This window comes from Thalassolituus oleivorans MIL-1 (genome assembly GCF_000355675.1).
GTDB lineage: Bacteria > Pseudomonadota > Gammaproteobacteria > Pseudomonadales > Oceanobacteraceae > Thalassolituus > Thalassolituus oleivorans.
This window is the reverse complement of sequence record NC_020888.1, coordinates 2,805,510-2,821,047: the sequence shown is the minus strand read 5'-3', so window position 1 is coordinate 2,821,047 and position 15,538 is coordinate 2,805,510. Positions and strand designations below refer to the sequence as shown.

Below are 15,538 nucleotides of genomic sequence, written 5' to 3'. Positions count from 1 at the left end.
GCACACAGGTGACAATATGACCGATACAATCAGCACAGGCTTCGCAAGCCTGGGCCTTCCTTTTCCTATTCTTCGCACTCTAGAAGAGTTGGGTTACGAAACTCCTTCTGCTATCCAAGAACACAGTATTCCGCCATTGCTTGAAGGCAAAGACGTACTGGGTATGGCACAAACCGGCACCGGTAAAACGGCTGCGTTCGCATTACCTATCTTGGCTCGCACTCAAGCCGACTTTAAAAGCCCACAAGTATTGGTGTTAGCACCAACGCGTGAACTGGCGCAACAGGTGGCTGAAGCCGTTAAAACCTATAGCCGTCACATGCCGGGCATTGAAGTAACTGCTATTTATGGTGGTGCCGATTACGGCAGCCAGCTACGTGATTTGAAACGTGGCCCACAATGGGTTGTTGGTACTCCTGGCCGTGTAATGGATCACTTACGTCGCGGTACGTTGAGCTTGGCTGATATTAAAGCCGTTGTTCTAGACGAAGCGGACGAAATGCTGCGCATGGGCTTTATCGACGACGTAAACTGGATTCTGGAACAAACCCCAGCCAGCCGTCAGGTTGCTTTATTCTCTGCGACTATGCCGCGTGAGATTCAGCGTGTTGCTGAAACTCACCTGAATAATCCAGTACAAGTAAAAATCGAAACCAAAACGACGACCAACGATAAAATTCGTCAGCGTTATTGGTTTGTCGGTGGCGCACATAAAAATGATGCGTTATTGCGTATTGCCGAAACCGAAGAATTTGACGCCATGATGGTGTTCGTACGTACCAAGCAAGCAACAGAAGAAGTTGCAGAGTTTATGGTCAGTAACGGCTTTAAATGTTCACCATTAAACGGTGATATTCCACAAGCACAACGCGAAAAAGCGGTAGAACGCTTAAAAGCAGGCCAGTTGGATATTATTGTTGCAACTGACGTTGCCGCTCGTGGTTTGGACGTTGAGCGTATCAGCCACGTTATCAACTACGATATTCCACAAGATACCGAATCCTACGTTCACCGTATTGGTCGTACTGGTCGTGCCGGTCGTAATGGTGAAGCCATTGTCTTCGTACGTGGCCGTGAAAAGCGTATGTTGCGTGATATCGAACGTGCTACTCGTCAGCCTATTGAAGAAATGCCACTACCATCGGCAGAAATGGTTAACGAAAAACGTCGTGTTATGTTCCAAGCACGCGTTTTAGATAGCCTGCACCCAGAGAAAAACAAAGTGTATCGCGAAATGATCGAAAAGATCTTGAGCGAACACCCGGTGGATGCGATGGATGTTGCAGCCGCGATTGCTCGCATGGTGCAAGGCGATAAGCCATTGTTCATCGACGAACAAGAAGATGCACGTGCACAAAAACGTGCGCAAGAACAAAATAGCCGTGAATCACGCGACCGCCCAGAACGTGGCGAGCGTCGTGAGCGCAGTGGTGAACGCGAACGTGGTGCTCCACGCAGCAAAATGCCAGCCAGCGCTTCGCCTATGCCATTAAAAGGTAACCCTGATATGGCGATGGCACGTTACATGGTTGGCATTGGCTACGACGATGGCTTGAAGCCAGGTAACCTTGTTGGCGCTATCGCGAACGAAGCCGATTTAGAAAGCCGTTTTATTGGTCACATTGAAATTTTTGAAAATTATTCTGTGATCGATTTACCAGCAGGTATGCCAGAACCAGTGATGAACACCCTGCGTAAAGCACGCGTATGTGGTCGTCCTTTGAGCATCAAGACTTACAAAGAAAGTGACATTCCTGAATCAACAGGTCGCTCTGCTCCACCGCGTCGTGCGGGTGGCTCAGGCAAGCCTGGTGGTGCTGGCGGTCGTGGCAAGCCACGTAGCAGTAATGATTCACGTGGTGATTCACGTCCTCCGCAGCGTAAGCGTCGCGAAGCGTAATTGTTAGTGAATTAAATTAAGCGGTCTTCGGGCCGCTTTTTTTTGGATGCTGTTTATGGTTTTTTAGCTGCTGGCGCAGACGCACGAGACGATATGCTTGAAGCTTGATGAATTCGAAGCGGATTTTTGATTTGTAGGAGCGATTCAACGAACGCTTTTTGTTCGTAGTCGCGATGTAATTTTCCGCGTATTAATTCGTCACTGCTCGCTGGCGCTCCCTGAGTGACTCCTACAGAAAAGAATACATTTTCTATTCATATTGGGCTTGCTCTAGGGAAAAAAACCTACGGCGTTAGCCGCAAAAAACAAAAAAGCCCCGGCGAACCGAGGCAAAGGGCATTGCGGGGTATGTCTAATCCCTAGACATTAATGACTTATCATCCACGGGCGCATAGACGGAAACATTTTATTTCCATCAGCGGTCCACAATAAATTGCTCGGGCGTTTCGGCGCGCAGCCACAACCTTTGTGTTTGCCGTGTGCGGCACGCTCTTGCTTTTCTTTTTCCCGTTCATGAAATTGTGTTGAGGTCATGAAGTCGGGTTCATGTTGCGCTTTTTCATTACGCTCCATGGCTTCTTTTTTCTCTTTAATCATGGCCGCAATATGCGGTGGGATCATCACAACACGCGCAGATAACTGCGCACATTGTGGGCATTTAGCCGGATGATCGTGGTGTTCCATTGACGCAAGTTCTTGGAAAACACCATGCTGAGTGCATTTATAATCGTATAAAGGCATGTTTAATTCCCCTTATTAATCCAAATCAGGCGCTAGTGGAATATCGACCGAGCCGTCGAGGAATTTAGTCGGGCCATTAGCGTTAGGCTTAATATCGAATTTAAAGATATCGGTTGGTAACCATAAGGTCGCACAAGAGTTCGGTACGTCGACCACGCCGCTAATGTGACCTTGTATCGGTGCACAACCAATAATGGCGTAAGCCTGAGCACGCGAGAATCCGAATAGCTCCATGTAGTTAATGGCGTTCAAACAGGCTTGGCGATACGCAACGGTGGTATCTAAGAAGTGCTGCTTGCCATTTTCGTCAACAGAAATACCTTCGAAGATTAAATAGTCGTCGTACTTAGGTACTAATGGGCTTGGCTTAAAGATTGGGTTTTTAACCTGGTATTTAGCCATACCGTCTTTAATTAAATTCACACGCATGTGAATCCAGCCAGCCATTTCAATTGCACCGCAGAAGGTGATTTCGCCATCGCCTTGGCTAAAGTGTAAATCGCCAACCGATAGACCGGCTTCATCTACATATACTGGGAAGTAGATTTTTGCGCCACGGGTTAGGTCTTTAATATCGCAGTTACCACCATGCTCGCGTGGCGGTACGGTACGAGCACCTTCAGCAGCTGCTGCAGCTTTATCGTCGCCTTGCATGCGGCCCATGTGTGCTGTCGGTGCATACGGCAAGCAAGCAAGTGTTGGCGTACGATCTGGATCAGTGTCGAACAATTCTTTTTCACGCGTGTTCCACTTATCCAGCATATCGCGTGATGGCAAGCAACCGATTAGGCCTGGGTGTAAAATACCAGCAAATTCAACGCCCGGTACGTGACGTGAACTGGTGTAGATACCGTTGAAATCCCAAATGGATTTTTGTGCTTCAGGGAAGTGTTCGTCTAAAAATCCACCGCCGTTCTTTTTAGAAAAGAAGCCGTTAAAGCCCCATTGTTGTTCGGTAAATGCACCGATGTCTAAAATATCGACTTCTAATAAATCACCGGGCTGTGCGCCTTCAACAGCAATAGGACCAGATAAAAAGTGCACTTGAGATAAATCGACATCACGCACGTCAGAAGCGTCGTCGTCGTTCTTGATCTGTCCGCCTGTCCAGTCAAAGCATTCGACGATAAAGTCATCACCGGGTTTCACCTTAGCAACCATAGGAATGTCAGGGTGCCAGCGATTGTGAACATTATCGTGATCGTACGCTGATTTACTTAAATCGATTTTAATAATGGTATCAGTCATGGGTCTTCTCCTGTGACGGCCGAGAGGCCACTGGTTTACTCGTACGTGAAAATTCGTTGAGTAAGGTCGGTTGAAACGTAATTTTATTGGCTGTAGCAGTACCGAAGATAAATCGACATTGATCATCCGCAGCGCTGAGTAAAAATTGAGCGAGTGGCTCTAATACAAGTGCTTGGAACTGTCGTTGAATATCGCGAGCTCCATAGCGTTTGTTAAACCCAGCAGAGCACACTAAGGTGCGCGCAGATGGGTCAAGTTCGATAGCAATATTGCGGGCTTTTAAGCGTTGATTAAGTTCCGCTTCTAAGTTTTCGATGATATCCGGAATGGATGTCATGCTAAGATCGTTAAAGCAATTAACACTGCCAATACGATTGATAAATTCGGGATCAAAATGACGCTCTAACGCTCTAATAAAAGTTGCCTTTCTAGACTTCTGAGAAAAGCTTTGTCGAGCTTTGGATATGAACGTCTTAGTTTTTATCGCGCCAATATTACTGGTCATGAAAATCAAAGTATTATTAAATTTCAGCGTTTTCTGACCGGATGCGAGGGTGAGTGAACCGGAATCCAATATGTTCATTAAGCTACGAACCACTTCGGCACTTGCTTTCTCGATTTCATCGAACAAAACGATGCCGGGACGGGTACTCGTGCCTGCAATGTGGTCTTCATTAAATAATGAATAATTTTCTTTACTACCAACATAACCCGGGGGCGCACCAGTGATCGCTGCGCTGTAATGGCTTTGCGATAGGGTATTCATATCAATGCGACAAAAAGCCTCGCTATTACCATGAATGGCTTTAGCGACGGTGCGGACAAATTCCGTTTTTCCCACACCTGTCGAGCCTAAAAATAGGGTGCTTAATAGTGGCTTACGATCATCTTGCAGCCCTGCTTTAACCACGCTGAGCTGACGCTTAAAGCGAGTGATGGTTTCATCTTGGCCGATAATTCTAGCGCGCAGAGCGCCTTCGATCTCACTAGGATCGAATACAAAACGCGACGTACACAAAGGTTGTGCACGGCGATTTTGTTCGAGTTTATCGGTGATAAATACCACGGCTCTCGTCCGGCGATTACTCGCCGGCCTCCCGTTCACGTTCGCTTACGGGTAGGTTTCCGACCGGACAGTCGGCTACGCCAATGGTGTCACGGGTCATCGCTTCGACGTCGCGCTGGGCTTTTTCTGCATCCATTACCCAAGTGCGGTAAAACTCAAATGGGCAGTCGGCGATGCCTTTATCACCATCACCGGAGGCGTGAACGCCGCTATAGCCGCGGTGCAATAATTTGAATAAATGATTTTGCGATTGATCGTTTTTGCGCGCGTCACGAATTTGTGAAACTGAAAGTTGAGCATATTGCACGCCCATATCTTCTTCGCCACACTCTCCTAATGTACGACCATCAAATCCTATTAAAGCAGAGTGCCCAAAGTAGCTATAAACACCATCAAAACCGGTGGCATTAGCAACCGCAACATAGCAATTGTTAGCCCATGCCATGGTTTTCGCCATCATGACTTGCTGCTCTTTGGCAGGGTACATATAGCCTTGGCAGCGAACGATTAATTCGGCACCGCGCATGGCACAGTCGCGCCAAATCTCAGGATAGTTACCATCGTCGCAAATAATAAGGCTGATTTTCATGCCTTTAGGGCCTTCGCTCACGTAAGTGCGATCACCGGGATACCAGCCTTCAATTGGGCACCAAGGTATGCACTTACGATATTTTTGAACGATTTCACCTTCGTTATTAATCAAAATTAGAGTGTTGTAAGGTGCTTTGTGAGGGTGTTCTTCGTGACGTTCGCCAGTCAGTGAAAAAATCCCCCAGGTATTGGCCTTTTTACAGGCGGCAGAAAAAATAGCGGTTTCGTCTCCCGGAATAGTAGCCGCAGTAGCCATCATTTCATCATGGTCGTACATGATGCCCATGGTGCTGTATTCGGGAAATACAATTAGGTCCATGCCAGGCAACCCCTGCTTGATACCGACAATCATGTCGGCAATATTGGCAGCGTTGGCTAATACTTCTTCCTTGGTATGTAGGCGTGGCATCTTGTAGTTAACAACTGCAACACCAACGGTATCCGGACTACTAGAAATATCACCGTGTCTCATGATGGGCTCCTAAAAGTAAATAATTAAACCGATAAATACTTAGCAATACTGGCTTGGTCAGCCTCGGCAATTGGTACGTCGTGTACAATTTTTCCTTTTTCGATAACCAAAATCCGATCGGCAATATCGAGCGCAAAACTTAGCACTTGCTCCGAAACTAAGATGGATAGGTTGCGCTGATCGCGAATTTTCTTCAGCGTGCGTGCCATTTCTTTAATAATGGATGGCTGAATCCCCTCGGTTGGTTCATCCAGTAGTAGTACGCTCGGATTACTCGCAAGTGCGCGAGCGATAGCAAGTTGTTGCTGTTGGCCACCAGAAAGGTTGCCGCCGCGACGATCTTTCATTTCGAGCAGTACTGGAAACAACTCATACAGGTCTTCAGGTACGGTGGATTTGCCGGTAACGGTTAAGCCAGTTTCGATATTCTCTTGTACCGTTAAGGTTGAAAAAATCATTCGACCTTGTGGCACAAAACCTAAGCCGGCGGCTACACGCTGATGGCTTTGTAAGCCAGATAAGTCGTTGCCATTTAAGGTAATCGTGCCTGCTTTGCTCGGAATCATGCCAATCATTGACTTCATCATGGTGGTTTTACCCATGCCATTACGGCCAAGTACCGCGATGATTTCTTTTGGCTTTAACGTCAAGTTCATATCTTTGATGACGTCACTCTGGCCATAAGCCACACCATAATCTGCTAATTCAAACATACGGTTATCCTCAATGGCCGAGATAAACTTCAATGACTTTTGGATCGGCTTGCACGCGTTCCATCGAACCTTCCGACAGAACTTTGCCTTGATGCAAAACGGTTACACGGTCGGCGATGTCCGCGACAAATTGCATGTCGTGTTCAATTACCAGTACCGAACGATCTTTAGTTATACGGTGTAATAAGTCGGCTGTTTGTTTGCGTTCGGACACTGACATTCCAGCAACAGGCTCATCGAGCATGAGTAATTCAGGATCCTGAATTAACAACATACCGATTTCTAACCATTGTTTTTGCCCGTGACTTAGTAGGTCGGCTTGCATATTTAATTTGTCGCCGAGAAAAATCATCTCGGCAATTTCTTTTACTTTATCCTTTACTTCTTGGTCTCGTTTGAAGAACAAGGCTCCCCAAACATTGCGACCGCGAGGGAAAGATAGCTCAAGGTTTTCAAAGACGGTCAAATCTTCATAAATCGAAGGGTTTTGAAATTTACGACCAACACCCGCATGAACAATTTGGTGTTCATTGAGCTTGGTTAATTCTTTGCCTTTGAATTTAATTGATCCTTCAGTCGCCTTAGTACGACCACAAATTAAATCGAGTACGGTTGTTTTACCGGCACCATTAGGGCCGATAATGACGCGAATTTCTTGTTCTTCGACGTAAAGCGATAAATCGTTAACTGCTTTGAATCCGTCAAACGAAACGGTTAGCCCTTCAATACTGAGCACGAAATCTTTTTGCTCTATATGCTTATTAGTTTCCAGCATGGCTAGGCTCCTTTACTTGGGCTTCATTGGATTCAACAGAGTGCTTTTTAGTCGCCATAGTTGGAGTTTCTTCATCTTTTGGCGTGCTACCAAACTTCTTCGCAAGCCATGGAGAAATATGGCTTTGATATACACCAGCAATACCGTTCGGGAACGCCATTACCACACCAATGAAGAGTGCGCCCATGGCGAATAGCCAAAGTTCTGGGAAGCTTTCTGAGAAGGTTGTTTTGGCGAAGTTAACGATTAATGTTCCGTAAATAGCGCCTAATATTGATAGACGACCGCCAACAGCACAGAAAATCACCATCTCAATAGAGGGCACGATGCCGACGAAAGAAGGCGACATAAAGCCCACTTGTAAAGTGAACATCGCGCCGCCAACAGCCGAGATCGCTGCTGCTAAACAGAAGATGAAAATCTTAAAGTTAGATACGTCGTATCCAGAGAAGCGCACACGGTCTTCACGTTCGCGCATAGCGACAAGTAAGCGACCTAATTTGCTTTTCACAACATAACGCGATGCGAAAATAGCGCCGAACAATAACAAGCCGTTGATGAAGTACAAAACATACTTGGCTTCATCGGTACGAATATCCCAGCCATTTAAGGTACGTAAGTCGGTAATGCCGTTCACACCTCCGGTGTAACCTTGTTGACCGATAATAAGAATGGTCAAAATGGCGGCTACTGCTTGGGTAATAATGGCGAAGTAAACACCACCTACGCGACGCTTAAACATGGCAACGCCAATGATGTAAGCGAATATGGCAGGGATAATAAATACGGCAAGTACAGTAAAGGCAAAGCTATGGAATGGTTCCCAAAACCAAGGTAGTTCGGTTATTTGGTTCCAATCCATAAAATCGGGTATGCCCGGAGTCGATTGGATTGCGGTTAATTCAGGAGTGGATGCCTGAAGTTTTAAATACATGGCCATGCAATAGCCACCTAAACCGAAAAATACTCCTTGGCCTAAACTGAGTACGCCGCCATAACCCCAGCACAGTACTAATCCTAAAGCCACAAAAGCGTAAGTAAGGTATTTACCTACTAGATTGAGGCGAAAGATATCCATTGTTAGCGGCATGATTACAAAGATAATCGCTGCCAGAATAATCAGGTGAGTGATGTCACCTTTCATTAAAAAATCGCGAGCTTTGGTTAACATAATGTACGACTCCTTAGCGGCGAATCTTGAGTGAGAATAGGCCTTCAGGGCGAAGCATCAGAATTATCACTACCGTCAGTAGTGTTAATACTTTGGCCATCGAACCACTTAAGAAGAATTCCATTGTCGATTGAGCTTGAGAGATGGTGAACGCAGAGGCGATAGTTCCGAGTAGGCTAGTCGCGCCGCCGAATACAACGACAAGGAAAGTATCAACAATATAAAGCTGGCCAGAGGTTGGACCGGTAGACCCCACCATAGTGAAAGCAGATCCGGCAATGCCAGCGATACCGCAACCAAGGGCAAATGTCAGACGATCGACACGGCCGGTATCAATACCAACTGCAGCAGCCATCGGACGATTTTGTACTACTGCGCGGGTTTGTTTGCCTAGACGCGACTTTTGCATCATTAACCACACACCAGTGGAAATAACGATGGTTAAAATCATCACGAAAATACCGTTAATAGGCACTTCGATCATGTCGGTAACTTGATAAGAACCCATCAGCCAATCGGGTAGTACAACACCTACTTCACGCGCGCCGAAAATGGTACGGTAAAGTTGCTGCATGATCAGGCTTAGGCCCCAAGTTGCTAATAGAGTATCGAGAGGACGCTTGTACAGGTGGCGAATCATCGCCCATTCGACAAAGGCCCCGAGTGCCCCCGTGACAAAAAACGCTATTATCATGGCGACAAAGAAATAAGCTTCGTAAATACCTGGCAGGTAATTAGCGAATACATTTGAGGTTAAGTAGGTAACGTAAGCTCCGAGAATCATAAATTCGCCGTGAGCCATATTAATAACACCCATTTGGCCGAAAATAATCGCCAGACCGAGTGCCATCAAAACAAAAACTGAGAATAAAATTAGACCGGCAAATCCTTGCATAGCAAAGATGGAGGTCAGTTCGGCTGCGCTATATTCAGCAAACATAGGTAATCTCCCGGTGGAAAAAATAAAGCTAAGTAGTAAGTAGCGGCTCCAAGGTAGGAGCCGCTGTTGTTACTTACTGGTATCCGGCAGGGAATGGGTTAGGTTCAATTAGCTCTGGGCTTTCATAAACTACGTCATATTGGCCGTCTAACTTTGCATGACCGATGCGTGTTTTAGACCACAAGTGATGGTTTTCATGCACTTTAACGTAGCCTTCAGGAGCTGCTGTGATTTCGATACCTGGCAAGGTTTCTTTGATTTTATCAATATCGAAGGAACCGGCTTTTTCAACCGCTGCTTTCCAGATCCAAGGGCCAAGGTAGGCTGCTTGAGTTACGTCACCGATAACGATGTCGTCGCCATACTCTTCTTTAAATGCCGCAACGAATTTTTTGTTGTTTTCGTTAGGCAGGCTTTGGAAGTACTTCATAGAGGCATAGATGCCTTCGATGTTTTCGCCACCGATACCCAAGATTTCATCTTCAGTTACTGAGATGGTTAGGAATAATGGCTTTTCTTTGCCCATTTCAATACCAGCGGCTTTTAGCTGCTTGTAGAACGCAACGTTAGAACCACCAACGACTGAGATGAATACAACATCAGGCTTTTTCAGTTTGATTTTGTTGATAACAGAGTTGAACTGAGTGTGGCCTAATGGGTAGTACTCTTCGCCAACCGTTTTAAGACCCAATTTTTCGATGTGCTTGCGCGCGATCTTGTTAGATGTACGTGGCCAAATGTAATCTGAACCTAGTAGGTAGAATGATTTTGCACCTTTAACACGTGATGCCCAGTCGATACCTTCAAGGATCTGCTGAGTAGCTTCTTGGCCAGTGTAAATAACGTTAGGAGACTGCTCCAAGCCTTCATAGAAGGTAGGGTAGAACAACATACCGTTGTACTGTTCCATTACTGGTAAAACAGCTTTACGTGATGCTGATGTCCAGCAACCCATGATGGCTGCAACTTTATCGCTCACCAATAATTTTTTGGCTTTTTCAGCGAAGGTTGGCCAATCGCTAGCGCCGTCTTCTTGGATATACTCGATCTTACGACCTAATACACCACCCATGGCATTGATCTGTTTAATCGCTAATTTCTCAGCTTGTACAGAACCTGTCTCACTGATGGCCATAGTACCTGTCACTGAGTGCAGGATACCCACAGTTACCGTGTCGTCGGTAACGGCTAAGCCTGTGGTGTTGACCATATCAGCATTGGCAAAGTTGGCGTTTGCCAACATCACGGCCGCAGGAATGGCGAGTAAACTTTTAAGTAAGGTACGGCGACGAACACCGCTGGTAGGGTTAAGCGTTTTTGAGCGCATGGTGTAGCCTCTCTGACGTTTGTGGGTTCGGAATGGGAACACCGTTAGAATGCAGAAAGTCACGAAAGCAAAGAATTCGCTATTCGCACCATAGGCATACGTCATTTAACGCATAGTGGTTGGCACAGGATGTGATTACTGTCTTGACGCATGGGCGTGCGATTGATAGAAGTTGTTCTCGCGGGTCAAAACTATAAGGCATTGCAAGGACAGCATTCCAAAAATAACGGCTGTGAAGTAAATGTTACATTTGCAGCTAGGGGCATGTTCTACAATGAGCGATCAACAGGTCTTTAAGGCTCGACGAAGTTATAATCGTTGGGTCGCGAATCAGACTCTCGAAGATTTTGCATTACGCTTTACCGCTAAAAGTGCGCGACGCTGGTCGGCAGCTCGGGTATCGAATACGGCGTTAGGTGCTATTTCATTTTTAGCCTTAGAGGCAATCGGAGCTACGGTAACCTTACTGTATGGTTTCGATAATGCGTTTTATGCCTTTATGGCAGTCTCTTTAGTTATTTTCTTAACGGCTATTCCAATCAGCTACTACGCGGCTAAATACGGCGTTGATATTGATTTACTTAGCCGTGGAGCTGGTTTTGGTTATATCGGCTCGACCATTACGTCACTGATCTACGCATCATTTACTTTCATCTTCTTCGCACTTGAATCGGCCATCATGGCCTCCGCATTGGATATTCTGTTTGGTCTGCCATTGATGTTTGGCTATTTACTCAGTGCCATTATTGTCATTCCTTTGGTAACGCACGGCATTACTTTAATCAGCCGTTTCCAATTGTGGACTCAGCCAATTTGGTTGGTTCTGCAGTTAGCCCCATTTGTATTTATCCTGTGGCATGAGTGGTCAGCTACTCTGACGTGGGTGCAATTTACTGGGATCGAACGAGTAACTGAAAGCGCACCAATTGGTAGCGGTGGCTTTAATTTGGTCTTTTTTGGTGCTGCATCGGCCGTTATTTTTTCCTTAATCGCGCAAATCGGTGAGCAGGTCGATTTTCTTCGGTTTTTACCAGAACCCGATAAAAAGCATAAGTTACGTTGGTGGACTGCGCTAATGGGCGCAGGGCCAGGCTGGATTGTTGTTGGTTTTATTAAATTACTCGGCGGTTCCTTTTTAGCCGTGCTGGCGTTGAGTCACGGTTTGAACGTCAGTGATGCCAGTGACCCTACGCAAATATATCGGGTCGCATTTGGATATTTGTTTGATTCACCCATGGTCGTGATGGCGGTTACGGGTGTTTTTGTGATTCTTTGTCAGGTCAAGATTAACGTAACTAATGCCTATGCTGGCTCTATTGCGTGGTCTAACTTCTTTTCGCGCTTAACGCACAGTCATCCCGGGCGGGTAGTATGGCTGGTGTTTAACGTCATGATTGCCTTGTTGCTTATGGTGCTGGGTGTCTATGAATCACTCGTCCATATCCTTGGTATCTATGCCAATGTGGCCGTGGCTTGGGTTGGAGCACTGGTCGCAGATTTAGTGATTAACAAACCATTGGGGCTGAGTCCGAAACACATAGAGTTCAAGCGCGCCTACTTATACGACGTTAACCCCGTTGGTTGTGGCGCTATGATCTTGGCTTCATTACTCGGTATTATTTGCTATGTCGGAGTTGTTGGTCCGGAGGCACAGGCCATGGCGCCGTATGTTGCCTTGCTAACTGCGTTTGTTACCGCGCCTATTATTGCGTTCGTGACCAAAGGACGCTTCTATCTTGCGCGTGAAATTATACCTATCGTTCCGGTTAATCCGCACTCGATGCTGACTGAGTGTGTCGTCTGTGAAAACACCTTTGATCTTGAAGATATTGCGCAGTGCCCTGCTTATGGCGGTCATATTTGCTCGCTTTGCTGTTCCTTAGAAGCTCGCTGTCATGATCAGTGCAAAGAAAAGGCACGTCTTGGTGATCAACTACAATCTTTGCTCGAAACAGTATTACCTGTCTGGTTAGTCCGGCGTATGAATCCTCGCTTAATGCAGTTCAGTGGTTTTCTTAGCATCATTGCTTTTACTGTCGCCGTACTGTTTTGGCTGGTGTATCTCCAGGTGCCTACTGCGGATGCTGTGCAATCTATGGTCGGCACAACGCTAGTGCAAGTGTATTTTCTGTTACTCATTATTATTGGCGTATTGATTTGGTTATTTGTATTAGCGAATGAAAGTCGGCAATTTGCGTTAGATGAATCCATGCGACAAACCGAATTACTCACTCAAGAAATCAGTGCGCATGAGGCAACGGATCGAGCCTTACAGGATGCCAAAGACTTAGCAGAGGCGGCTAACCGTGCTAAAAGCCGATATTTAGGCGGTATTAGTCATGAATTACGCAGCCCATTGAATTCGATTTTAGGGTATGCGCAGTTACTAGAAAAAGACAAAAACCTTGATACTTCTCAGCTAAGCAAAGTGAAACTCGTTCGTCGCAGTGGTGAGCATTTAGCGGATTTGATCGAAGGCTTGCTCGATATATCTCGTATTGAAGCAGGACGATTGGAGATCCGGCGCGAAGAAGTGGCTATCCGTAGTATGTTGCAAGAACTGGTGGATATGTTTTCGCTACAAGCCGAGAATAAAGGTATCGCTTTTTATTATCGACCATCGCCGCATCTGCCGGCTGTGGTCACGACAGACGAGAAGCATCTACGCCAAATTCTGATTAATTTATTATCCAATGCGGTTAAGTTTACTCATAGCGGATCGGTAACTTTATCTGTGCGCTATCGTAGCCAAGTCGCCGAATTCTCTGTTGAGGATACGGGGGTCGGGATAGACTCTAAAGAAATGGAGCGAATATTTCAGCCATTTGAACGTATTCGCAAAGCAGGACAACCGCAAATGCCCGGTACTGGCCTAGGTTTAACCATCAGTAAATTGTTAACCGATATTATGGGTGGCGAAATCACACTAAAAAGTGATCCAGGGCAGGGGAGTCGTTTTAAGCTGTCGCTCATGTTATCGAGTGTTTCTATGCCTTTGCAGCGGACAACTCAGGTACGAGAGATAGATTCTTATCATGGTCCGCAGCGCACCGTCATGGTTGTCGACGATGATGCATCGCATCGGGGGTTAATTAGTGAAATTTTATCACCGCTTGGCTTTATAGTGCTTGAAGCAACCAACGCCTTCGCCTGTTTAGAGGCGATTGATACTGTATCGGTCGATCTATTCTTCCTCGATATTTCTATGCCCGAGATGACGGGTTGGGAGCTAGTCAAAGAATTGCGCCACAGAAATATTACCGCACCTATTATTATGGCGTCTGCGGATGCAGAAGAAAGCCACGAGCACAATCAGAGACAAAACGGCACAGATAATGTCGAGCGTTTAAATGACGATTATTTAATTAAACCGATTCGTGATCAGGTATTGCTCGATAAACTGGCTGCAGCGTTGTCCTTACAGTGGATTTATAAAGATGATGTACCCGTTAATGAAGTAAAGACTGCAGATGCCGAGATTATTGATATTAGTCATGCCGATGCGCGCGAATTAATCGCGATGGCAGAATTGGGTTATGTTGATGGCGTGGAGAAGATTTTAGTGCGCATTGAAAGCTCGGGAGAGCACCCAGTTTTTGTCCAGCAAATGAAACGCTACCTTGCGTCGTACCAGTTTGCGACCATCATTTCTACTAACCAAAAGGTGTTATCCCGTGATCAGGCCTGAATCTAAAGGAATCGTGCTGGTTGCGGATGATGCAGCAGAATCTCTCGCTATGATGAACGAAGCGCTGACGTCTGCGGGATACACAGTATTACTCGCGATGGATGGTACTCAGGCGCTGAGTATTACCGAACGTATGATACCAGACCTAATTTTGTTGGATGCCATTATGCCAACGATGGATGGCTTTACGGCTTGTGAAACATTAAAAAAACGCAATGAATTGCACGATATCCCTGTGATTTTTATGACAGGCTTGAGCGATAGTGAGCATGTCTTGCGTGGCTTAGAAGTAGGTGGTGTCGATTATATTACTAAGCCCGTGAACATAGATGAGCTGTTAGCTCGCGTGCATGTGCATTTGAGTAATGCGCGTAAAACACGCAGTGCACGTAGCGCTCTGGATGAAATGGGGCAACCAGCCTTTGCTTGTAATATTCACGGGGAAATGCTCTGGAGTACGGTAAAAACCCGAGAGTTATTACAAACGCTCGGGAGCTCAGAGAGTGAACTAGAAACGTTAATTCGCAGCGATATAGCACCTTGGTTAGCAAGAGCACCCGAGCGTAATAGTCATAGTAAATTAGAGCTGGGAGCGCATTCGCTGCAAGTTCGCTATTTAGGCCGACCGTCGCCTGCTGAATATTTATTACGATTAATTAACGACGATGACAATGTATTACAAGCTGAATTGCGCCAGAAGTTTTTATTAACTGAACGCGAAGCCGAAGTGTTGATGTGGTTATCGCGTGGCAAAACCAATCGTGATATTGCGCAGATTTTAGCCATGAGCCCACGCACAGTGAATAAGCATTTAGAGCAAATATTTCCTAAGTTGGGCGTCGAGAACCGTGCCAGTGCAACCGCTGTGAGTTTAGGTTTTTTAAATTCTTTATAAAATACGATTGC

Annotated in this window: 12 protein-coding genes; 3 read left to right on the top strand and 9 right to left on the bottom strand. The window is 46.1% G+C overall.

Going from position 1 to position 15,538, the window contains the following annotated elements:
• The first annotated feature begins 16 nt into the window (after positions 1-16).
• Positions 17-1,900: a DEAD/DEAH box helicase gene (locus tag TOL_RS12940; protein WP_015487794.1), complete on the top strand. Its 1,884-nt coding sequence runs from the start codon at positions 17-19 to the stop codon at positions 1,898-1,900.
• 366 nt (positions 1,901-2,266) lie between these two features.
• On the opposite strand, the gene TOL_RS12935 is transcribed toward TOL_RS12940, so the two are convergent.
• From TOL_RS12935 to urtA, 9 genes are all read right to left on the bottom strand, one after another.
• The gene (locus TOL_RS12935) at positions 2,267-2,641 is read right to left on the bottom strand and encodes an FmdB family zinc ribbon protein (RefSeq protein ID WP_015487793.1); all 375 of its coding nucleotides are present in this window, start codon (positions 2,639-2,641) and stop codon (positions 2,267-2,269) included.
• Positions 2,642-2,656: 15 nt separating this feature from the next.
• Entirely contained in the window at positions 2,657-3,889 is a 1,233-nt protein-coding gene (gene fmdA / locus TOL_RS12930) for a formamidase (protein WP_015487792.1), read from the bottom strand.
• Positions 3,882-4,955 (bottom strand): AAA family ATPase, encoded by a 1,074-nt coding sequence (locus TOL_RS12925; RefSeq protein WP_015487791.1) that lies wholly within the window; start codon positions 4,953-4,955, stop codon positions 3,882-3,884. The genes fmdA and TOL_RS12925 overlap by 8 nt, the downstream gene beginning before the upstream one ends.
• Before the next feature lie 16 nt (positions 4,956-4,971).
• Positions 4,972-6,018 carry an aliphatic amidase gene (locus TOL_RS12920; protein ID WP_015487790.1) on the bottom strand — a complete coding sequence of 349 codons (1,047 nt, stop codon included), beginning with the start codon at positions 6,016-6,018 and terminating at the stop codon, positions 4,972-4,974.
• A gap of 23 nt (positions 6,019-6,041) precedes the next feature.
• Positions 6,042-6,731 (bottom strand): urea ABC transporter ATP-binding subunit UrtE, encoded by a 690-nt coding sequence (urtE, locus tag TOL_RS12915; RefSeq protein ID WP_015487789.1) that lies wholly within the window; start codon positions 6,729-6,731, stop codon positions 6,042-6,044.
• 10 nt (positions 6,732-6,741) lie between these two features.
• A complete protein-coding gene (urtD, locus tag TOL_RS12910) occupies positions 6,742-7,506 on the bottom strand; it encodes an urea ABC transporter ATP-binding protein UrtD (RefSeq protein ID WP_015487788.1) in 765 nt (254 codons plus the stop codon).
• Positions 7,493-8,677 carry an urea ABC transporter permease subunit UrtC gene (gene urtC / locus TOL_RS12905; protein WP_015487787.1) on the bottom strand — a complete coding sequence of 395 codons (1,185 nt, stop codon included), beginning with the start codon at positions 8,675-8,677 and terminating at the stop codon, positions 7,493-7,495. The genes urtD and urtC overlap by 14 nt, the downstream gene beginning before the upstream one ends.
• A 13-nt stretch (positions 8,678-8,690) precedes the next feature.
• The gene (gene urtB, locus TOL_RS12900) at positions 8,691-9,617 is read right to left on the bottom strand and encodes an urea ABC transporter permease subunit UrtB (protein ID WP_015487786.1); all 927 of its coding nucleotides are present in this window, start codon (positions 9,615-9,617) and stop codon (positions 8,691-8,693) included.
• Between the two features lie 73 nt (positions 9,618-9,690).
• Positions 9,691-10,944: an urea ABC transporter substrate-binding protein gene (gene urtA, locus TOL_RS12895; protein ID WP_015487785.1), complete on the bottom strand. Its 1,254-nt coding sequence runs from the start codon at positions 10,942-10,944 to the stop codon at positions 9,691-9,693.
• Positions 10,945-11,218: 274 nt separating this feature from the next.
• Between urtA and TOL_RS12890 the strand changes: the two genes are divergently transcribed.
• Entirely contained in the window at positions 11,219-14,632 is a 3,414-nt protein-coding gene (locus TOL_RS12890; protein ID WP_041588500.1) for an ATP-binding protein, read from the top strand.
• A complete protein-coding gene (locus tag TOL_RS12885) occupies positions 14,619-15,527 on the top strand; it encodes a response regulator transcription factor (protein ID WP_015487783.1) in 909 nt (302 codons plus the stop codon). The genes TOL_RS12890 and TOL_RS12885 overlap by 14 nt, the downstream gene beginning before the upstream one ends.
• Positions 15,528-15,538 lie beyond the last annotated feature (11 nt).

Bases quoted from the DNA above. Each gene is read 5' to 3' on its own strand.
- urtA (WP_015487785.1), bottom strand. From the start codon at position 10,944: ATGCGCTCAAAAACGCTTAACCCTACCAGCGGTGTTCGTCGCCGTACC.
- TOL_RS12920 (WP_015487790.1), bottom strand. From the start codon at position 6,018: ATGAGACACGGTGATATTTCTAGTAGTCCGGATACCGTTGGTGTTGCA.
- urtE (WP_015487789.1), bottom strand. From the start codon at position 6,731: ATGTTTGAATTAGCAGATTATGGTGTGGCTTATGGCCAGAGTGACGTC.
- fmdA (WP_015487792.1), bottom strand. From the start codon at position 3,889: ATGACTGATACCATTATTAAAATCGATTTAAGTAAATCAGCGTACGAT.
- urtD (WP_015487788.1), bottom strand. From the start codon at position 7,506: ATGCTGGAAACTAATAAGCATATAGAGCAAAAAGATTTCGTGCTCAGT.
- TOL_RS12890 (WP_041588500.1), top strand. From the start codon at position 11,219: ATGAGCGATCAACAGGTCTTTAAGGCTCGACGAAGTTATAATCGTTGG.
- TOL_RS12935 (WP_015487793.1), bottom strand. From the start codon at position 2,641: ATGCCTTTATACGATTATAAATGCACTCAGCATGGTGTTTTCCAAGAA.
- urtC (WP_015487787.1), bottom strand. From the start codon at position 8,677: ATGTTAACCAAAGCTCGCGATTTTTTAATGAAAGGTGACATCACTCAC.
- urtB (WP_015487786.1), bottom strand. From the start codon at position 9,617: ATGTTTGCTGAATATAGCGCAGCCGAACTGACCTCCATCTTTGCTATG.
- TOL_RS12940 (WP_015487794.1), top strand. From the start codon at position 17: ATGACCGATACAATCAGCACAGGCTTCGCAAGCCTGGGCCTTCCTTTT.